This window comes from Acinetobacter sp. X9, assembly GCF_054889255.1.
The window spans coordinates 2,897,517-2,916,774 of record NZ_CM142679.1 but is presented as its reverse complement, the minus strand read 5'-3'; the positions used below and the strand labels follow the sequence as shown (position 1 = coordinate 2,916,774).

General features: G+C 39.7%; 15 protein-coding genes. 9 read left to right on the top strand and 6 right to left on the bottom strand.

Annotation, left to right across the window (positions count from 1 at the left end; all coding sequences use genetic code 11):
• Nucleotides 1–4: 4 nt before the first annotated feature.
• The 4 genes from mqo to betI all read right to left on the bottom strand — a co-directional run bounded on the left by mqo (nucleotide 5) and on the right by betI (nucleotide 5,998).
• Nucleotides 5–1,645 (bottom strand): malate dehydrogenase (quinone), encoded by a 1,641-nt coding sequence (gene mqo, locus ACYU0V_RS13895; RefSeq protein WP_068930621.1) that lies wholly within the window; start codon nucleotides 1,643–1,645, stop codon nucleotides 5–7.
• 510 nt (nucleotides 1,646–2,155) lie between these two features.
• Nucleotides 2,156–3,814: a choline dehydrogenase gene (gene betA / locus ACYU0V_RS13890; RefSeq protein WP_461847921.1), complete on the bottom strand. Its 1,659-nt coding sequence runs from the start codon at nucleotides 3,812–3,814 to the stop codon at nucleotides 2,156–2,158.
• A 95-nt stretch (nucleotides 3,815–3,909) separates the two neighbouring features.
• A complete protein-coding gene (betB, locus tag ACYU0V_RS13885) occupies nucleotides 3,910–5,382 on the bottom strand; it encodes a betaine-aldehyde dehydrogenase (protein WP_064784314.1) in 1,473 nt (490 codons plus the stop codon).
• The gene (betI, locus tag ACYU0V_RS13880; RefSeq protein WP_005070763.1) at nucleotides 5,375–5,998 is read right to left on the bottom strand and encodes a transcriptional regulator BetI; all 624 of its coding nucleotides are present in this window, start codon (nucleotides 5,996–5,998) and stop codon (nucleotides 5,375–5,377) included. The genes betB and betI overlap by 8 nt, the downstream gene beginning before the upstream one ends.
• Nucleotides 5,999–6,262: 264 nt before the next feature.
• Here betI and ACYU0V_RS13875 point away from each other — a divergent pair, with 264 nt between their 5' ends.
• The 4 genes from ACYU0V_RS13875 to ACYU0V_RS13860 all read left to right on the top strand — a co-directional run bounded on the left by ACYU0V_RS13875 (nucleotide 6,263) and on the right by ACYU0V_RS13860 (nucleotide 11,465).
• Nucleotides 6,263–7,885, top strand: a complete 1,623-nt coding sequence (locus ACYU0V_RS13875; protein ID WP_005070761.1) for a BCCT family transporter — start codon at nucleotides 6,263–6,265, stop codon at nucleotides 7,883–7,885.
• 121 nt (nucleotides 7,886–8,006) lie between these two features.
• A complete protein-coding gene (locus ACYU0V_RS13870) occupies nucleotides 8,007–10,073 on the top strand; it encodes a choline transporter (RefSeq protein ID WP_033848536.1) in 2,067 nt (688 codons plus the stop codon).
• Nucleotides 10,074–10,084: 11 nt separating this feature from the next.
• On the top strand, nucleotides 10,085–10,699 hold the full coding sequence (locus tag ACYU0V_RS13865; protein WP_002117499.1) for a MarC family protein: 615 nt from the start codon (nucleotides 10,085–10,087) through the stop codon (nucleotides 10,697–10,699).
• 250 nt (nucleotides 10,700–10,949) lie between these two features.
• Nucleotides 10,950–11,465 carry an acyl-CoA thioesterase gene (locus ACYU0V_RS13860; protein WP_005070756.1) on the top strand — a complete coding sequence of 172 codons (516 nt, stop codon included), beginning with the start codon at nucleotides 10,950–10,952 and terminating at the stop codon, nucleotides 11,463–11,465.
• A gap of 128 nt (nucleotides 11,466–11,593) precedes the next feature.
• Here ACYU0V_RS13860 and ACYU0V_RS13855 read toward each other — a convergent pair whose 3' ends face one another.
• Complete coding sequence (locus ACYU0V_RS13855) at nucleotides 11,594–11,794, bottom strand: hypothetical protein (protein ID WP_032005829.1); 201 nt, start codon at nucleotides 11,792–11,794, stop codon at nucleotides 11,594–11,596.
• Between the two features lie 500 nt (nucleotides 11,795–12,294).
• Between ACYU0V_RS13855 and ACYU0V_RS13850 the strand changes: the two genes are divergently transcribed.
• Complete coding sequence (locus tag ACYU0V_RS13850; RefSeq protein ID WP_199992709.1) at nucleotides 12,295–13,293, top strand: CobW family GTP-binding protein; 999 nt, start codon at nucleotides 12,295–12,297, stop codon at nucleotides 13,291–13,293.
• A 42-nt stretch (nucleotides 13,294–13,335) separates the two neighbouring features.
• On the opposite strand, the gene dctA is transcribed toward ACYU0V_RS13850, so the two are convergent.
• Nucleotides 13,336–14,598 (bottom strand): C4-dicarboxylate transporter DctA, encoded by a 1,263-nt coding sequence (gene dctA, locus ACYU0V_RS13845; protein ID WP_033848541.1) that lies wholly within the window; start codon nucleotides 14,596–14,598, stop codon nucleotides 13,336–13,338.
• A 189-nt stretch (nucleotides 14,599–14,787) separates the two neighbouring features.
• On the opposite strand from dctA, the gene ACYU0V_RS13840 reads away from it, so the two are divergent.
• From ACYU0V_RS13840 to pgaC, 4 genes are all read left to right on the top strand, one after another.
• Nucleotides 14,788–15,318 (top strand): YaeQ family protein, encoded by a 531-nt coding sequence (locus ACYU0V_RS13840; protein ID WP_086354995.1) that lies wholly within the window; start codon nucleotides 14,788–14,790, stop codon nucleotides 15,316–15,318.
• Between the two features lie 88 nt (nucleotides 15,319–15,406).
• The gene (locus tag ACYU0V_RS13835) at nucleotides 15,407–15,745 is read left to right on the top strand and encodes an FKBP-type peptidyl-prolyl cis-trans isomerase (RefSeq protein ID WP_002117532.1); all 339 of its coding nucleotides are present in this window, start codon (nucleotides 15,407–15,409) and stop codon (nucleotides 15,743–15,745) included.
• Nucleotides 15,746–15,988: 243 nt separating this feature from the next.
• Nucleotides 15,989–17,983: a poly-beta-1,6-N-acetyl-D-glucosamine N-deacetylase PgaB gene (gene pgaB / locus ACYU0V_RS13830; RefSeq protein WP_199992707.1), complete on the top strand. Its 1,995-nt coding sequence runs from the start codon at nucleotides 15,989–15,991 to the stop codon at nucleotides 17,981–17,983.
• 13 nt (nucleotides 17,984–17,996) lie between these two features.
• Nucleotides 17,997–19,256, top strand: coding sequence for a poly-beta-1,6-N-acetyl-D-glucosamine synthase (pgaC, locus tag ACYU0V_RS13825; protein ID WP_002117710.1), 1,260 nt, complete (start codon nucleotides 17,997–17,999; stop codon nucleotides 19,254–19,256).
• Nucleotides 19,257–19,258 lie beyond the last annotated feature (2 nt).

The window sequence follows — 19,258 nt, the reverse complement described above, 5'->3', positions numbered from 1 at the left end:
AAACTTAGTTTGCTTTTGCAACTGGGGCAGCAGCAGTTTCATCGTTTGCAGCTTTGAACGGAGATGTATAGTTCAAGCCAAGCGTAGAACTTGTGTACTGGCGAACTTTATCGAGTAACACAGGATCTTTGCTTAAGTCTTGTTTATAAGACACTACAATTTCATGAAGCTTCTGGTTCCACTTACCTTCAGTTTGCTGAGGGAAAGCTTTTTCAAGCAAGTTAAGCATAATGTATGGAGAAGTCGAAGCACCCGGAGACGCGCCTAACAATGCAGTTACAGCACCATCTTTAGACGCAAAGATTTCTGTACCGAATTGAAGCGTTGCAGGTTTACCCGGTTCTTTTTTGATGATCTGAACACGTTGACCACCTTGGCTTAAACGCCAGTCTTCAGCTTTTGCATCTGGGTAGTACTTACGAAGTTCATTGAGACGGTCTTCATCTGACATCATGACTTGGCTAACCAAGTATTTAACAAGATCAAGGTTCTCTAAACCAACAGTCGTCATTGGTAAAACGTTGTTTTTGTTGGTTGATGCAAGTAAATCAAGCTGAGAACCATTTTTCAGGAACTTGTTTGAATACGTTGCAAATGGTCCAAACAATACATATTTTTTACCGTCGATATAACGTGTATCAATATGTGGTACAGACATTGGAGGCGCACCAAGTTCAGCACGGCCATATACTTTCGCTGTGTGTTCAGCAGTAATTTTTGGGTTGTCAGTAATTAAGAACTCACCACCCACAGGGAAGCCAGCATATTGTTTAGCTTCTGGTAAACCAGTAAGTTGCAATAATTTAACTGCTGCACCACCTGCACCGATAAATACAAAACGTGTTTTAACGTGATCTACTTTACCAGTTTTCAAATTTTTGAAAGACACAGTCCAAGTTTTGTCATCATTTTGGCTGATGCCAGTCACTTCAGTTGATGTCTGTAATTTGAAATTTGGGTTTTGATTTAAATGACCCACTAATTGTTTAGTGATTGAACCATAGTTTACGTCAGAGCCAACATCCATACGGGTCGCGGCAACTTTTTGACTTGGATCACGGTCATTCATGACTAAAGGTGCCCATTGTTTAATCACAGCAGGGTCTTCAGTAAATTTCATACCTTTGAACAACGGGCTTTGAATCATGGCAGCATAACGTTTTTCTAAGAATTGAACGTTATCGCCCCAAACGAAAGCAATATGCGGAACTGGATTAATGAATGATTTCGGTTCAGCTAAAACGCCTTGTTTTACCTGATATGACCAGAACTGTTTAGCAACTTCAAATTGAGAAGCAACTTTTTCAGCTTTGGCAATTTCCATCTTACCGTTTTTCTCTTCGGTATAGTTCATTTCCATAAAGCCAGAGTGGCCTGTTCCGGCATTGTTAAAGCCGTTTGAACTTTCTTGAGCAACTTGGTCAAGACGCTCAAACATACGAATTTGCCAGTTTGGTTCAAGCTCAGTTAAATAAGTACCAAGAGTAGCACTCATGATGCCGCCGCCAACAAGAACAGCATCAACTACTGGCTCATCTTTTGCAGTTTCAACTTGTTTTGACGTTGTTGGTCTAAACAAGAATGCAATACCTGCAATTAAAATAAGAATGATTAATACCAGAAGGTATTTCAAAAACTTTTTCATGTAAGGGGGACCTTAAAATAAGTTATTTGAGTCACTTAAGGTGTGAGGAAACCTAGACAGCGTATCCAGACAAAAAGGATATAAATGCGAAAGTAAACTCTCTAAAACAGAGAGTCTTGAAAAAAATAAAAATTACTTGGGATTATCGCAAACACTCTATATTTTAGACTAATTTTGCATTGACAAGACAATTTTTATAATAAATGGGGTTCATCAAAATCATAAATATGATTTATATTTAACCAAATTGAGCTTTGATAAGACAATTTAAGTTGATTGATATTGTATAAATATTTGAAATTTAAATAATAATTTTGATTTGATTAAAGTTAAATCAATTGAAGAATATTTGCCTATAAAAATCGATTAATTTTTATTTCATACCATATTTATGTAAATAAGCTCTTCGCAGGCGCTTATTTTCTGTCATACATAGTTCTTATTAATATTGATTCTATAAAGATTAAATTAAGGGCATATCTCTGCATAAGAAATATGCCCTTTCAGATTTTATGATGCTACATAGAACGGTGCAGTTGAACGTGGTAATGCTTCACGTCCACGAATTTGGTCTGCAATTTTCTCGGCAATCATGATGGTGGTTGCATTTAAGTTACCAGTAATAATCAGCGGCATAATTGAGGCATCAACAACACGTAAACCCTTCATACCGTGTACACGACCTTGACTATCTACAACAGCCATTTCATCTTCACCCATCTTACAGCTACAAGACGGATGGTAAGCTGTTTCTGCATGGTTACGAACAAAGTCGTCAAGCTCTGCATCGGTTTGCAAATGTTTGCCCGGACTAATTTCTTCACCACGATATGGATCAAGCGCAGGTTGCTGCATGATTTCACGAGTGATTCGGATTGCATCACGGAACTCGCGCCAGTCTTGTTCGGTCGACATGTAGTTAAACAAGATACTTGGATGCTCAAACGGATCTTTTGATTTAAGTTTGATTCGACCACGTGAAGGCGAACGCATTGAACCTACATGAGCTTGGAAACCATGTTCTTTCACTGCATTACTACCGTTGTAGTTAATGGCAACTGGCAAGAAATGGTATTGGATGTTTGGCCATGTAAACTCATCAGAACTACGGATAAATCCGCCTGCTTCAAACTGGTTACTTGCACCAATACCTGTGCCGTTAAATAGCCACTCGGCACCAATCGCAGGTTGGTTATACCATTTTAAAGCAGGGTATAAAGAAACGGGTTGCTTACATTTATACTGTAAGTACATTTCTAGATGGTCTTGCAGGTTTTCACCTACACCCGGCAAATCATGAACCACATCGATGTCCATTGATTTTAAGAAGGTACTTTGACCCACACCTGAGCGCTGTAAAATTTGTGGTGACGCAATTGCGCCTGCGCAAAGTAATACTTCGCGTTTAACCAAGGCACGTTGTAAGTTGTTTTGGTCAGCACCAATAATGTATTCAACACCAATCGCTTGCTTTTGATTAAACAAGATTTTATTGGTTGTAGCATGGGTCAAGATAGTGAGGTTTGGACGACCTTTTGCCATATCTAAATAACCGCGTGCAGTGCTTGAGCGACGACCTTTAGGGGTTACCGTACGGTCCATTGGACCAAAGCCTTCTTGTTGGTAACCGTTTAAGTCATCAGTACGCGGGTAACCTGCCTGTACACCTGCTTCAACCATGGCATGGAACAGTACATTGTTGCCATTTTTAGGTGTAGCAACGGATACTGGACCGCTATCACCATGGTAGTCGTTGCCACCAATGTCACGGGTTTCGGCTTTTTTGTAGTAAGGCAAACAGTCAGCATAAGACCAGTTTTCAAGGCCTTTATGAGTTGACCATTGCTCTAAATCCATTGCGTTACCGCGGATATAGCACATGCCGTTAATTAAAGATGAACCACCTAAACCTTTACCACGACCACATTCCATACGACGGTTATTCATGTGTGGCTCAGGGTCGGTTAAGTAAGCCCAGTTATAGCGACGGCCTTGAAGAGGGTAGGCCAAAGCTGCCGGCATTTGTGTACGGAAATCCAAGCGATAATCTGGTCCACCCGCTTCTAAGAGTAAAACAGTGGTATCTTTGTCTTCAGTAAGACGCGCAGCGAGTACATTTCCGGCAGATCCTGCGCCAATAATAATGTAATCATATTCTTTAATATTCATAACTATCCTTTTTTTACTAACAGTTTGCCTGAGCAATCTATAAAGACTGCTCGGCATATGTGATTTAGGTTGAAGTGTTTAAAGCGATGGAGGCATTAAAAAATGCTTTGATAATCACCAAGTTCAACTTGAATAGATTTGATACGAGTATAGTGCCCAAGCGTAGTTAAGCCATTTTCACGGCCTACACCAGATTGTTTATAGCCACCGACTGGCATCTCGGCAGGCGATTCGCCCCAAGTGTTAATCCAGCAAATACCAGCTTCAATTTGGTGAATAATGCGATGAGCACGGCTGATGTCTTGAGTAACAACGCCAGCAGCTAAACCAAAGGTGGTATCGTTGGCACGGCGGATGACTTCTTCTTCAGTTTCATAGCTTAAGATGCTCATGACAGGTCCAAAAATTTCTTCTTGAACAATCGCCATCTGGTCAGTGCAGTCGCTAAATACTGTCGGTAGTACATAAGCGCCTTTGGCAAGTTCGCCCTCAGTTGCGCGGCCACCGCCAATTAACACTTTAGCGCCTTGTTGTTTGCCTGACTCAATGAAAGACAACACTTTTTCCATATGAGGGAAGCTAGTGAGCGGTCCGAAGTTTGTGTCTTCAGCCATTGGATCGCCAATGCGAATACGTTTTACACGCTCTACAACAGCTTTTTCAAAGTCGGCTAAAAGTGATTTTGGAACAAATACGCGTGTACCGTTAGTACATACCTGACCTGAGCTAAAGAAGTTTGCCATAACGGCAATATCTGCGGCACGGTTCAGGTCAGCATCTTCACAAATAATCAGTGGAGATTTACCACCGAGTTCCATAGTCACTTCTTTAAGCGTAGAGCCCGCAGCACTTGCCATGACTTTTTTGCCAGTTTCCACACCACCAGTGAATGAGATTTTTTCAATCACAGGATGTTCAGTAAGCCACTGACCAATTTCACGGCCAGCGCCTTGAACCACGTTAAATACACCGTCTGGTAAGCCAGCTTCTGTATAGATTTCTGCAAGTTTAAATGCAGTGAGTGGAGTGGTTTCACTTGGTTTGAAAATCATGGCATTGCCGGCAGCAAGGGCAGGGGCAGATTTCCATAGAGCAATTTGAATTGGATAGTTCCAAGCCCCAATACCGGCAACTACGCCTAAAGGTTCACGGCGTGTATAAAAGAAACTTGATTCGCGAAGCGGAACTTGGTCACCCTGAATGGCGGTTGCAAGTCCTGCGTAGTATTCGAGTACATCTGCGCCAGTCACAATATCGACTGTAGATGTTTCGCTAAAAGCTTTACCTGTGTCGAGTGTTTCAAGACGGGCAAGCTCATCATTACGTTCACGAAGAATGTCGACAGCACGACGTAAAATACGTGAACGTTCCATGGCAGTCATGGCAGCCCAGATTTTTTGTCCTTGTTGGGCACTTTGTACAGCGGCTTCAATATCTTGTTCAGAAGCTTGTTGAAGAGTCGCGATTGTCTCGCCGTTGGCAGGGTTAATACTATTAAATGTTTTACCACTGGTTGCTTTAACGTAGCGTCCATGGATATACAATTGATGAACTTGTACATCACTCATTTTGTCTCTCCTGCAAAGGCTTGTTCGCAAATTGCAATTGCGTTTGTACATAATCGTAAGCAATGGAACGAGCAAGATTGCTGTCAAATTCGTTATGACGGCTTAAACTGCCTCGTAACCATAATCCATCAATCAATGCTGCCAAACCTCTAGCGGCAACACTGGCCTGTTGTTCATCCATTAACTTAAGAAAATAAAACTTTAAGTTGGAGTACAGGCGTTGATCATTAATCTTTTGCAAGCGGCTTAAGTCTGGTACATGCATACTTGCTGACCAAAAGTCCAACCAGACCCGCATTGCTTTTTCATTGACCTGACTAATGTCAAAGTTAGAGTCGATAATGGCCTTAATTTGGCTCTCTGGATGCGAATCTGCTTCTGCTCTGTACTGTTCGGTTTTACGACGCAGAACATTTAACATTTCTTGCATACAGGTATTTATCAACCCCTGTTTGTCGCCAAAGTAATGGCTGACAATGCCGGTCGACAGCTCGGCTTTTTTTGCAATTTGTGCAATGGTGGTATTGGATAACCCCACTTCATAAATTACGTCGAGTGCAGCGTTCATGATTTCTTCACGTCGCACATGTTCTGGTTTTACTCTGCGTTTTGTCATGGTTGTCCACATCAGCACTTTTATGGGTGCTTAAAATTCAACATGTTAACTTGCAGAGCATCATAGCACTTTTTTATCATACTTGTTATTGATTGAACGTTCAATCAATAACAAGTATGATATGTAAAAATCAATGAATTTTTGAACATGCTTCTAAAAAGAAAGAAGTGAAATCAAAGGTTCTAAAGGATAGGATGATGCGCATAAGTACATTACTTATCACGTTATTTTGAGAAAAATACACCGATTGCAAGGAGCAATAAGATGGTGTTGAAAAGTGATGGATATTCTTCAGACCATATTCGGTTAAATCGTTTCGTATTTTGGAGTTCAGCCATCAGTATCGGCATTTTTGGCCTACTTTTTGTGCTGTTTCCAGAAAAAAGTCAGTTTTGGTTGACCTATGTACAAGAGCAAGTAAATCACTTTTTCGGGTGGTATTACATGTTGGTTATTGTGCTGTGTCTGGGCTTTGTCGCTTGGCTCGCTTTTTCAAAAGTAGGACAGATTCCTTTAGGAAAAGATGACGACAAACCTGAGTTTAGTTATTTGGCTTGGACTTCAATGCTGTTTTCGGCAGGGATTGGTATTGCGCTACTTTATTATGGTGTGGCCGAACCTGTTGACCATTTTTTAAGACCACCAGAAGGTGAGGCAGGAACGATTCAAGCAGCCCGTAATGCGATGACGTATAGCTTTTTGCATTGGGGGATTCATGGCTGGGTGCTCTATGCATTGCTCGGAGTTACTTTAGGTTATTTTGCTTTCAGACAAAACTTACCATTGGCACTTCGCTCGGCGCTTTACCCAATTTTTGGAGAGCGAGTGCATGGCTTGGTGGGTGATTTTGTCGATGGCTTTGGGATTTTAGCGACGGTCATTTCCTTGGTCACCAACTTGGGAATTGGAGCGCTGGTGCTTGTATCGGGCATTTGTTATTTACTGCCGCAAATTCCGGATAACTCAGCGACCTTAATTACTGCCGTGCTCATCATGATGTTCGTTGCCACAATTACGACAGTGGTGGGTATTGAAAAAGGTTTGGCATGGTTGTCGCGTATTAATTTACGTTTGCTATATGCTTTACTTTTATTTGTATTTTTAACAGGTCCGACAAACCATTTATTAAATGGTCTGGTGCAAAATACGGGCGATTATCTCAATAATTTTATTGGTAAAAGTTTTGATATGTATTTATACAATCAAAAAGCCAGTGGCTGGTTGGGTTCGTGGACTGTATTTTATTGGGCTTGGTGGATTGCTTGGGCGCCTTTTGTCGGTATGTTTATTGCCCGCATTTCAAAAGGACGTACCATTCGTGAAGTAGTATTAGGTGTATGCCTGATTCCACTCGGCTTTACACTGGCTTGGATCTCGGTTTTTGGAAACACTGCAATTTATTTAATCTTGCAGCAAAAACAGAAAGTATTAGGTGATATGGTCTTAACTGATCCAGCATTATCTTTATTTAAATTACTCGAATATCTGCCGTTTAATCCTTACGTTGCGGGTATTGTTGTTGTAATTTGTTTCGTTTTATTTTTGACACCAGTTGGCTCTGGTACACTAATGATCGCTAATTTGTCCTCAAAAGGGGGCACCAATGATAGTGATTCACCGATCTGGTTACGCGTCTTTTGGTCTGTGGTAATTACCATTGTAAGTATTGGCTTGCTATTAGCCGGTAGTTTTAACTCCATGCAAAGTGCTGTGGTGTTATGTGGTTTACCATTTTCAGTCATTATTTTGCTTTATATGTTTGGTTTAGCCAAAGCGTTAAAGCAAGATGATTTTGACCCTCAATTAGTGAAAAAACAGTTAGCTGTTTCAAAAGACATTTCAGTCCCATCGAATTGTGACCAGAATAAAGTGACCGAGGTTTTATAACCTCAATCGATCACATCTATATATTATTTTTTTGCGTTTAAAGTCGTCTTTTCATTGTTTTAAATAAGAGTGAAAAGACGAAATTAAATATTTTGTTTTTATTTTATTCCTTGAGGATTGTATGGCAACAGATAATCCAAGAGCAGTTGATGATTTAACATTATCTAAATCTAAAAAAGACCCGCTCAACCGTGTGGTTTTTTATTTTTCAGCTGTACTTATTTTAATTTTTTCTCTCGTCACGTTTTTGTTCAACGATTTTGCAAATCGAGTCATGAATGCCGTGCTTCAGTGGGTAACTTCAACCTTTGGTTGGTATTATCTGCTGGCTGCAACACTATATATGGCCTTCGTGATTTTCATTGCTTGCTCAAGATATGGCAGTATCAAATTAGGACCTAAGCATTCCAAGCCTGAGTTTAGTTTACTCAGTTGGTCTGCCATGCTGTTCTCGGCGGGTATTGGTATCGACCTCATGTTCTTCTCGGTCGCTGAACCACTATCTCATTACATGCAACCTCCGGTCGGAGCAGGGCAAACCTATGAAGCAGCACGCCAAAGTATGGTTTGGACATTGTTTCACTATGGTTTAACTGGCTGGTGTATGTATGCCTTGATTGGTATGTCATTGGGATATTTCAGCTATCGTTATAATTTGCCGCTTACCATTCGTTCTGCACTTTATCCAATCTTTGGACAAAGAATTAATGGGGCAATTGGGCATAGTGTTGATACAGCTGCCGTGATCGGGACAATTTTTGGTATTGCGACGACCTGCGGGATTGGAGTAGTACAGCTGAATTATGGCCTACATGTGTTATTGGGGTTACCAGAAAATATCTGGATGCAATTTATCCTGATTGCTGTTGCGGTGGGTATTAGCGTTATTTCGGTGACATCCGGCGTCAATAAAGGCCTGCGGATTTTATCTGAAATCAATATTTATGTTTCGGTCGGGTTATTGCTGTTTATTTTATTCTTGGGAAATACCGAGTTTTTACTCAATGCCCTTGTCCAAAATATTGGTGACTATTTAACTCGTTTCCCTGCTTTAGCATTACAAAGTTTTGCTTTTGAACAGCCTAAAGAGTGGATGAGTAGTTGGACTTTCTTCTTCTGGGCGTGGTGGATTGCTTGGTCTCCATTTGTAGGACTCTTTCTGGCACGTATCTCAAGAGGGCGTACCATTCGTGAGTTTGTATGCGGTACCTTAATTATTCCACTTCTATTTACACTCACATGGTTATCTATTTTTGGTAATAGCGCACTGCACAGTGTTATTTTTGAAGGCAACCAAACCTTAGCAGCAACGGTGTTAGCAAATCCGGCTCATGGTTTTTATGACCTGTTAGCACAATATCCGGGCTTTACCTTTATCGCTTCAATTGCCACCGTAACTGGGCTTTTGTTCTACGTGACTTCTGCCGATTCGGGAGCGCTGGTTTTAGGTAACTTCACGACTAAACTTACTAATATCGATAATGATGCTCCACGTTGGCTAAGCGTTTTTTGGGCTGTGGCGATTGGTTTACTCACATTAGCCATGCTCATGACCAACGGCATTACCGCCTTACAAAACGCAACTATTATTATGGGGTTGCCGTTTAGTTTTGTGATGTTTCTTGTGATGGCAGGGCTTTATAAGTCCCTCAGACTTGAAGATTACAGGCATGCTAGTCGCAGTATGAATGCAGCGCCAGTCGTAGGGAACGTTGATATTCTGAACTGGAAACAGCGTTTAACTCGAGTGATGCATCATCCGGGAACCACTGAAACACACCGCATGCTAGATACGGTGTGTTTGCCAGCTGTTCAGGCTGTTGCTGATGAGTTGATTAAGCAGGGTATGAATGTGGACGTGCAGCAAACCCCGCTTGAAGATGAAGATACGCTTTACCATCTAGATCTCACTATCCATTTGGAAGAAGAGCAAAACTTTGTTTATCAGATCTGGCCTGTACGCTATAGCGCGCCGAACTTTAGCCAGCGTGTAAAACGAGGCAAACAGTTCTATTTCCGACTTGAAACCTATCTTTATGATGGCTCTCAAGATAACGATCTGGTCGGTTACAGTAAAGAACAGGTCATTAACGATATTTTAGATAAATATGAAAGACATATGACGTTCTTACATATTAATCGTATTAGTCCCGGGAATCGTCCATTGTTCCCAGATCCACAAGCTTAAGAGGAAAATGCATGGCTTCTCCTTATCTACATTCTTTTGCTTTATTTTTCTCGTTGCTCAATCCATTTTTAATGAGCATTTATATGATTGGCCTGATCCGCCATTCAGAAGCCAAGGTGTTTAATAAAGCACTGATTCAGGGAAGTTTGATTGCTTTTGTCGTGTTCATGCTATTTGCATGGGGCGGCGAAACAATTTTTAGTAAATATCTGAATGTACGTTTTGAAGCCTTTCAGATTTTTGGAGGCCTTATCTTTTTGGTGATTGGCTACCGCTATGTGTTTCAGGGTGCCGACACCATTGGAGAAATGCGTGGTGCTCCAGAACATCTGGCTGGCACCATTGCCATGCCGTTTATGATCGGGCCAGGGACTATTAGCGCTGCGGTAGTCACAGGAATTGAAATGTCAATTGGTGAGGCAGCGCTAGTAATTGCCTTCACCTTGTTTTTAACTTGCAGTATTTTGATTTTGATGAAATTTTCACATGATCATTTACGCTATAAACATGCCAAACATATTGACCGTTATTTTGATATTGTCGGGCGTTTATCTGCTTTATTAATTGGTACGATCGCCATTGATATGATTATTAATGGTGTAACAGGCGTCATTAATAAAGTTTAGCAAGTCACTCATAAGAACCTGCTATGCCATTGAACATGGAATAAAATGGCATAGCATCTTCTAAAAAATTCTAAGATAAATAAAACAGCTTTAAAAAATAACTTTAAAAATAGTGCCTTAAAAAATTAAATTTTTAAAAACAATCAAAGATATTAAAAAATACGATGCTATGTTATGGATTTAAGCATGTTTTTTTTGTGAATTATCAACCATAATGTTGACTGAGCTTGTTTTAAGACAGAGTTGAGCTATGCCTACATTAGATGAAATGACCACAGCAACTGATGATCAGTCTGAATTGACGATGTCAGTTTTGATGACGCCTGATATGGCAAATTTTTCAGGTAATGTTCATGGTGGTACGATTCTAAAACTACTAGACCAAGTCGCTTATGCTTGCGCAAGTCGTTATTCGGGTGGCTACGTGGTGACTTTATCTGTAGATAAAGTAAATTTTAAAGAACCTATTTATGTAGGTGAGTTGGTAACCTTCTTGGCAAGTGTGAACCATGTAGGTCGTACTTCAATGGAAGTCGGTATCCGTGTTGAAGCACAAAATATCCAGAAGCGGACAGTGCGCCATACCAATAGCTGTTATTTCACGATGGTTGCTGTTGATGAACAGGGCAAGCCATGTGAAGTACCTCAATTAAATCTAAATACAGAATGGAAGCGTTGCCGCTTTGAAGCTGCTGAGCATCGTAAGGTTTTACGTCTTCAAGAAAATCACAACCCATCTTGTAGCATGTATAAGAAAACTTCTTAAAAAAGATTGAATTAAAAAAGGATCGAACCGCAGCATGGTTCGATCCTTTTTCTTCTTTACCAAAATTCAGCGTCCATTTTTCATTTCAGTAAAATTATCTCTGAGCTTGGAGGAGAATGCTGAGAGAATTAACGAGTTGCAGGAGCAGCTTCAGAAGCAGAACCTACAGCATCAGATGCAGCATTTGCAGTGTTTGCTTGTTCTTGAGTTGAAACAACAACTTTTTCTTCACCAGCAGCGTTATGTGCTTGGTCGTGCTTAGAAGCAGCAAAAGTTGAAGCAGCAGTTAAAGCAAGTGTAGTAGCGAGTAAAGTTTTAGCTAATTTCATTTTATGGCATCCTTAAATTTCATTTAAAAATAAATTAAACCTAATCGTTCATACATACCTGAAACCTGTATGGCTGAATGACTAAGCTAGGACACATGCTAAGCCGAGGTTGGTATTACATCAATTAACTTAACAATCTATTACGGCTATCTTAACAATATGAAATATACGGGTCATTTATGTGAGCAATCTGTAAAATAAAGGGACTTAAATACACCTTAAAATGTGAAAAAATATTTCTTATCGAGTAAAAAAAAGCCAACTCTGTTACGTAAACCTAACACTCTGGCATGAATTGTGAATATGTTTGAATAGGATATTTCGTTTGAATTGTAGAGGTTAAAAGTTAATTTAGATAATTGATGAGATGCCTGTCACAAATTGAGAGCTTTAGCCTGATAATTGAAAAGTATATCTTCAAAGTGAAAAATCATTTTCATGGGATTTAAACAGTGATATACCTTTCTTAGTTTTTTATACCTTGTTGATTTGAGCCGCTTGTGAAACTGATAGCCCCAAAAACTGTTCCCACCCATATTATTTCTGGTTTTTTAGGGGCAGGAAAAACCACATTATTACAGCATTTATTAAGCCAAAAGCCTAAAGATGAGGTTTGGGCTGTATTAATGAATGAATTTGGGCAAATTGGAGTAGACCAACAACTCTTACCTCAAGATGAAGGATATGCAGTCAAAGAGCTATTGGGTGGTTGTTTATGTTGTAGCAGTCAATTGCCGATGCATATTGCTTTAGCCCGTCTATTGAGTGAACAAAAGCCAGATCGACTCTTTATTGAGCCGACTGGACTTGGACATCCTTCTCAGTTATTTGACCAACTGACTGAACCTCATTGGCAAAGTAGTTTAGCTATGCGAGCACTGATTACGGTGGTAGATGGCAGTCGTTTGCACGATACCAATTGGGTTAAACAAAACCTTTATGAAGATCAGTTAAAAGCTGCCCAAATTGTGGTGGTATCACATACAGATGTGATGACTTTTGAAGATGATCAAGCGCTTGAGTTATTAAAAGACGAATACCAGCCTTATCACCAAGAGTGGATTAAAATTGAACATGGTCAGTTAGCGTTAAATAAAATTGATAGAGCTGCTCGTTTAACTGAGCGTTCTATACAACCTTTACTTAAACTTCAAAAGCAAATGACTGAAACCGAAGTTGCAAAGGAAATTAATCAATTACCTTATCATTATGTCGAGTCGGCACAAGGTTATATTGTGGCAGGTTGGAAGTTGCCTAAACGCTGGAAATTCGAGTTTTATGCTTTGCTAGATTTATTATGTGCACAGCAAGACTGGCTTCGAATTAAGGGAATTTTTAACACAGATCAAGGGTGGAAAGTTTTTAACTTTAATCCTGATCAGTTTAATTATAAGTCTGGTGAACAGGGCATTGATAACCGTATTGAAATCATTAGCGAACATAACCATGATTGGTTAGCTTTTGAAACAGCATTACTTGCCTGTCAGCTTGAAGAATAGAGAACATTAAACCAAAGATGATTTAATGTTCTCATAATGGATTTAAGGTTTTGTATCTAACACAGCTTTAGCTTGAGCATGATCAATATCTTTTTCCCAATGAGCAATCACTACGGTCGCGACACAGTTACCGATTAAGTTGGTACAGGCACGAATAATTCCAATAAACCAGTCGACTGAAAGGAGAAGTACTAAGCCAATTGCAGGGAGGCTGGGTATCACTGAAAGTGTGGCTGCAAGAATAACTAAAGCCGAGCCGGGAATACCGTGAGCGCCTTTAGATGTAATGAGCGAAACTAGCAAAATAGCTAGTAAGTCATGCATAGACAAATCAATATTGCAGGCTTGCGCAATAAAGATCACCCCTAAAGTTAAGTAAATTGAAAACCCGTCTAGATTAAATGAATAACCAGTTGGAATAACCAAACCGACAGTTGAATCTTTGATTCCCAAGTTTTTGAGTTTTTTCATAATTTGTGGAAGAACAGAGTCAGAAGAAGCTGTACCTAAAACAATAGCGAGTTCATCTTTAAAATAGCCCACAAATTTGAAAATGTTGAGACCAGCAAGTTTTAAAATCGAACCTAAAACAATAACGACAAATAAAATGCAGGTTGCATAAAACAGTAAGACTAAATAACCCAATTGTAAGAGTGAATCTAAACCAAATTTGGCAGTCGTATAAGCCACTGAACCGAATACACCAATTGGAGCTAAACGAATAATGAGCCCCATAATTTTAAAGAAGACTTCTGAAAAAGCTTCAAGTGCTTGACGTACCAGCTCTGCTAAATGTTTAGGAATTAAAAGTAGGGAAACACCAAATAAAATAGCGATCAATAAAACCTGTAAAATATCGCCGTTTGCAAAAGCAGCAGTGAAGGTTTTTGGAATAATATTGAGTAGAAATTCCGAACCTGTATGCATCTCGTGGGCACGTTCGGTATAGGTACTTAAATCTTTTGCATCTAAATGGCTAATATCGATATTCATACCGACGCCCGGTTTAAATACATAGGCCACAATAATGCCTAAAATTAAGGCAATAGTAGTAACCACTTCAAAATAAAGAATGGTTTTTGCACCGACTTTGCCCATTTTTTTTATGTCATTTGCACCATAGATTCCCAGTACAACAACACAAAACACAATTGGTGCAATAAGCATCTTAATTAAAGAAATAAAACCATCACCTAATGGCTTGAGAGATAGGGAGAAATCATGGAAACCGATTCCAACTGCAACTCCAAGGAATAGAGCACAAAGAACCTGTAAAAATAAACTACGCTTGAGCTTTAGCCACATAAGTCATCAATTTTAGCAAGAGGAAAATATATCTCTCTAAAGCAAAAAGCCGGCCAACTATAACTTGAGGGGAGCGTTTTGGAAGAATATGCAAATTTCACATGACTATGCTTTGGATTGTTCAGTTTTTTTATAATTTCTTATCCAAAATCGAGTATCCTTAGCGCCAAATTTTGGGACATATTAATCATGGCGCTTAAAGCAACAATTTATAAGGCAGACTTGAATATTGCCAATATGGATGACCATATTTATGGTGATTATCAACTGACGCTTGCCTTGCATCCTTCGGAAACTTTAGAACGCTTAATGGTTCGTTTGATGGCCTTTGCTCGTTTCGCAAGTGATGAGCTTGAGTTTACTAAAGACCTTTTTGAAACTGACGAGCCCGCGTTATGGCAAAAAGATTTAACGGGTCAGTTAGAAACATGGATTGAAGTTGGTTTGCCATCTGAAGATAAAGTCAAAAAAGCCAGTGCACGTTGTAAAACAGTGGTGATTGTTGTTTATGGCACACAAGTCGAAGACTGGTGGAAACGAAACAGTAAAATTAAAACGTTAAGTAACGTTCAGGTTTGGCAAATTGCCCCTCAAAGTACAGTAGAGCTAGAGCAACTGTGTGAACGTACGATGCAGCTTCAATTAAATGTCATGGACAACGAGTGGACGCTTTTAGGTGAAAAGGGTCAAGCAAATGTTGTGTGGACACAGTTACAGTAACACAGAAAAGCGCAACAAATTCTACAGATTCAGTTGGTACACTAATGTACCAACTGCGATTTTAAAGATTCAGATTAAAGGGTAAACCATGTCAAATGAATTAGAAATTATCGATTTAAAAGTAGGCGAGGGTAAAGAGGCTGTTAAAGGCGCTTTAATCACGACTCACTATACAGGTTGGTTAGAAGATGGCACAAAATTCGATTCTTCAATTGACCGCGGTAATTATTTTGAATGCGTAATTGGCACAGGTCGTGTAATTAAAGGCTGGGACCAAGGCATTATGGGAATGAAAGTTGGCGGCAAGCGTAAACTCATCGTACCTGCTCATTTAGCTTATGGCGAGCGTAAAATGGGAAAGATTATTCCTGCTAATTCTAATTTAATTTTTGAAATTGAATTATTTGATGTCAAAACTCGTGACTAGTGAAAATTTAAAGCCCTTTAGGGGGCTTTCTTGTTTATATGAGCTTTAAATATAAATACATTATTAATTTATATTTTAGCTTTTTGAATATTTAAGATTATTTTCAGATTATTTGATTATAAATGCTGACTGAAAAACTGTTCATTTGCAGGCAGTGTGATATTAAGACCAAATTTCAAAAAGTTTGTGGCTTAACATCAAATTTCACATAAATAATCTATATTGATATTGAGACGCTATTTCATGACTATCCGCTTTGCATCTCCTTTGTTGAACATATCACTTGGCTTGGCCTTGGCAGGTTTGTCAGGCATGGCATTAGCTAAACCACCTAAACTGGACGCTTCAACACTTACGGTGATTGGTTATCATGAAATTACCGATACTAAAAATGCCTTAATTCCTCAATATGCAGTGACCACTCAACAATTTACACAGCACGTTGACTGGCTACAAAAAAACGGATTCCATTTTATTACGGTTGATCAGTTGATCCGTGCTCATCAGGGTAAGGCTCAACTGCCTACAAAACCAGTTTTATTAACTGTAGATGATGGTTATCAATCTTTCTATCAAAATGCTTATCCAGTCATTAAAGCTAAAAAAATTCCGGTTGTTCTTGCTGTTGTAGGTTCATGGTTAGAACCAAAAGCAGGGCAGAAAGTTGATTTTTCAGGGGAAGAAATCCCACGTGACAAAATCTTAAGCTGGGGTGAGCTGAAAGAGATGCAAGATAGTGGTTTTGTAGAAATTGCAAGCCATAGCTATCATTTACACCGCGGTATTACAGGCAACCCGCAAGGTAACTCTGAACCTGCTGCAACAACTCGTTTTTATGATGTTAAAACTCAAACCTATGAGAACGATGAACAATATCAATCACGTATCTATAATGATTTAAAGAAAAATAACGAGCTACTCAAAGCGCATGGCTTACGTTCACCACGTATTATGGTGTGGCCATATGGTCGCTATAATATGCAAACTGTCCAAATTGCGAAAAAATTGGGTATGCCAGTGACTATTACACTGGATGATGGGGCTGATCACGCAAAACAATCTCTACAAAATATGAGCCGTATTTTGGTAGAAGGCGATATGACGACTGATGATTTGGCTCAAGAAATTAAAAATCGTGAATTGAATTTAACGGATAACAACCGTCCGCAAAAAATTATGCATGTCGATCTGGACTATATTTATGACCCGGATCCGAAACAGCAAGAACGTAATTTAGGTCATTTGTTAGACCGAATTAATGCGATGGGTGTAAATACTGTCTATTTACAAGCATTTTCAGATCCAGATGCGAATGGCTCTGCTGATATGGTGTATTTCCCGAACCGTCACATTCCAATGCGTGCTGACTTGTTTAACCGTGTTGCATGGCAAATTCAAACGCGTACGCCTGTGAGTCGTATTTATGCGTGGATGCCTTTATTGGCATGGGAACTACCAAAAACTGATCCAGTTTCTAAAGACTTAGTTGTGACAGAACAGGCAAAATCTGGTGAACACCTCAACATGGGGTATATCCGTTTAAGTCCGTTCTCAGCAGACGCACGCCAAACTATTCGTGAGATTTATCAAGATTTGGCTAAGTCATCTTCATTTAACGGAATTTTATTCCATGATGATGTCACCTTATCTGACTATGAAGATGCAAGCCCAGAAGCATTAAAAGCCTATGCAAAACAAGGCTTGCCAACAGATTTGGCAAAAATCCGTGATAACGATCAAGATTTGCAAAAATGGACTGCATATAAGACAAAATATCTAGATGATTTTGCAATGCAACTCGTTGATGACGTGCGACAATATGAACCGTTCTTGCTCACCGCACGTAACTTATACGCGCAAGTTGCTTTAAAACCATACGCAGAAAACTGGTATTCACAATCGCTTGAAGAGTCATTAAAACGTTATGACTTTACGGCTATTATGGCAATGCCTTATATGGAACAGGTAGATAATGCCGATCAGTTCTATAAAGATATGGTTGATCGCGTGAAACAATATCCAAATGGCATTAAGAAAACCGTTTTTGAATTACAGGCAACTGACTGGCGTAAAAACGAAAAGGTACCTTCAACTGAAATGGCTGCAACAATTCATTCTCTTTATCAGCAAGGTGTAATGCATGTCGGATATTACCCAGATGACCCAATTAAAGATCATCCGGATGTGGACACTATGCATAAAGCATTTGCTGAAAAATCATCTCGTCTTGTGCCGTAGTTGAGGCTAAAACATGACAATCTTTGCTGCAATATGGTCGCATGCCTTAAAATTCGTTTTCTATTATCCATTATTCATGTCGTATTTATGGATGATTGGCGCGATCATTTTCTATTGGAAAGAACGTCAGGCTCCGCCTTACGATCAACCTGCTCCATTAGAGAGTTATCCAAAAGTCGCTGTATTAATTCCTTGTTTTAATGAAGGGGATAATGCAGAAGAAACCATTAGCCATGCATTAAAACTGGACTATCCTCATTTTGAAGTGATTGCGATTAATGATGGTAGCTCGGACAATACTGGTGAGGTACTCGACCGTTTAGCAGCACAACATGAAAAACTACGTGTTGTTCATTTGGCTCAAAACCAAGGTAAAGCGATGGGGCTGCAAGCCGGAAGCTTAATGACCGATGCCGAGTTTTTAATTGGTATTGATGGTGATGCTTTACTTGATCCTCATGCAGCAAAGTGGATGATTCGTCATTTTCAGGAAAATCCAACAGTTGCAGCTGTGACGGGTAACCCACGTATCCGTACTCGCTCAACTTTATTAGGGCGTATTCAGGTCGGTGAGTTTTCTTCGATTGTCGGCATGATTAAACGTGCACAACGTACCTTTGGACGCTTATTTACCGTATCTGGTGTGATTACCGCTTTTCGTAAGAGCGCTGTTCATCAAGTGGATTATTGGTCACCAAATATGTTGACTGAAGATATCGATATTACGTGGAAATTGCAGCGTGCAGGCTGGGACATTCGTTTTGAGCCAAATGCCTTGGTCTGGATTTTAATGCCTGAAACTTTAAACGGTTTGTGGAAACAACGTTTACGTTGGGCTATGGGCGGGGCACAGGTATTAATTAAAAATATTGATGTGTTCACTAAGCCAAAACTAAATTTTTTATGGCCATTAATGTTTGAGCTTTGCTTAACCTTAGTTTGGTCATATTTAATGCTCGCGATGGCTTTATTATGGTTGGTACATTTTATTTTACCTGTCCCTGCTTTAGCCGTTGTGAGCTCTCCATTTTTACCGTATGGTAGCGGTATTTTATTGGGGGCAACTTGTCTCATTCAGTTTGCTTTAAGCAAATGGATGGATAGTCGTTATGAACCACATCTAGGAAAAAACTATTTCTGGATGATCTGGTATCCATTGGTCTTTTGGCTAATCACCATCTCGGCAACTATTGTGGCATTTCCAAAAGTTTTAAAACGTGGAGATGAGAAACGTGCGCGTTGGGTGAGCCCGGATCGGGGCATTCGTGGATGAAA

What these genes read in the sequence shown, in the direction of transcription:
- mqo (WP_068930621.1), bottom strand. Translation starts at nt 1,645, where the DNA reads ATGAAAAAGTTTTTGAAATACCTTCTGGTATTAATCATTCTTATTTTA.
- betA (WP_461847921.1), bottom strand. Translation starts at nt 3,814, where the DNA reads ATGAATATTAAAGAATATGATTACATTATTATTGGCGCAGGATCTGCC.
- betB (WP_064784314.1), bottom strand. Translation starts at nt 5,382, where the DNA reads ATGAGTGATGTACAAGTTCATCAATTGTATATCCATGGACGCTACGTT.
- betI (WP_005070763.1), bottom strand. Translation starts at nt 5,998, where the DNA reads ATGACAAAACGCAGAGTAAAACCAGAACATGTGCGACGTGAAGAAATC.
- ACYU0V_RS13875 (WP_005070761.1), top strand. Translation starts at nt 6,263, where the DNA reads ATGGTGTTGAAAAGTGATGGATATTCTTCAGACCATATTCGGTTAAAT.
- ACYU0V_RS13870 (WP_033848536.1), top strand. Translation starts at nt 8,007, where the DNA reads ATGGCAACAGATAATCCAAGAGCAGTTGATGATTTAACATTATCTAAA.
- ACYU0V_RS13865 (WP_002117499.1), top strand. Translation starts at nt 10,085, where the DNA reads ATGGCTTCTCCTTATCTACATTCTTTTGCTTTATTTTTCTCGTTGCTC.
- ACYU0V_RS13860 (WP_005070756.1), top strand. Translation starts at nt 10,950, where the DNA reads ATGCCTACATTAGATGAAATGACCACAGCAACTGATGATCAGTCTGAA.
- ACYU0V_RS13855 (WP_032005829.1), bottom strand. Translation starts at nt 11,794, where the DNA reads ATGAAATTAGCTAAAACTTTACTCGCTACTACACTTGCTTTAACTGCT.
- dctA (WP_033848541.1), bottom strand. Translation starts at nt 14,598, where the DNA reads ATGTGGCTAAAGCTCAAGCGTAGTTTATTTTTACAGGTTCTTTGTGCT.
- ACYU0V_RS13840 (WP_086354995.1), top strand. Translation starts at nt 14,788, where the DNA reads ATGGCGCTTAAAGCAACAATTTATAAGGCAGACTTGAATATTGCCAAT.
- ACYU0V_RS13835 (WP_002117532.1), top strand. Translation starts at nt 15,407, where the DNA reads ATGTCAAATGAATTAGAAATTATCGATTTAAAAGTAGGCGAGGGTAAA.
- pgaB (WP_199992707.1), top strand. Translation starts at nt 15,989, where the DNA reads ATGACTATCCGCTTTGCATCTCCTTTGTTGAACATATCACTTGGCTTG.
- pgaC (WP_002117710.1), top strand. Translation starts at nt 17,997, where the DNA reads ATGACAATCTTTGCTGCAATATGGTCGCATGCCTTAAAATTCGTTTTC.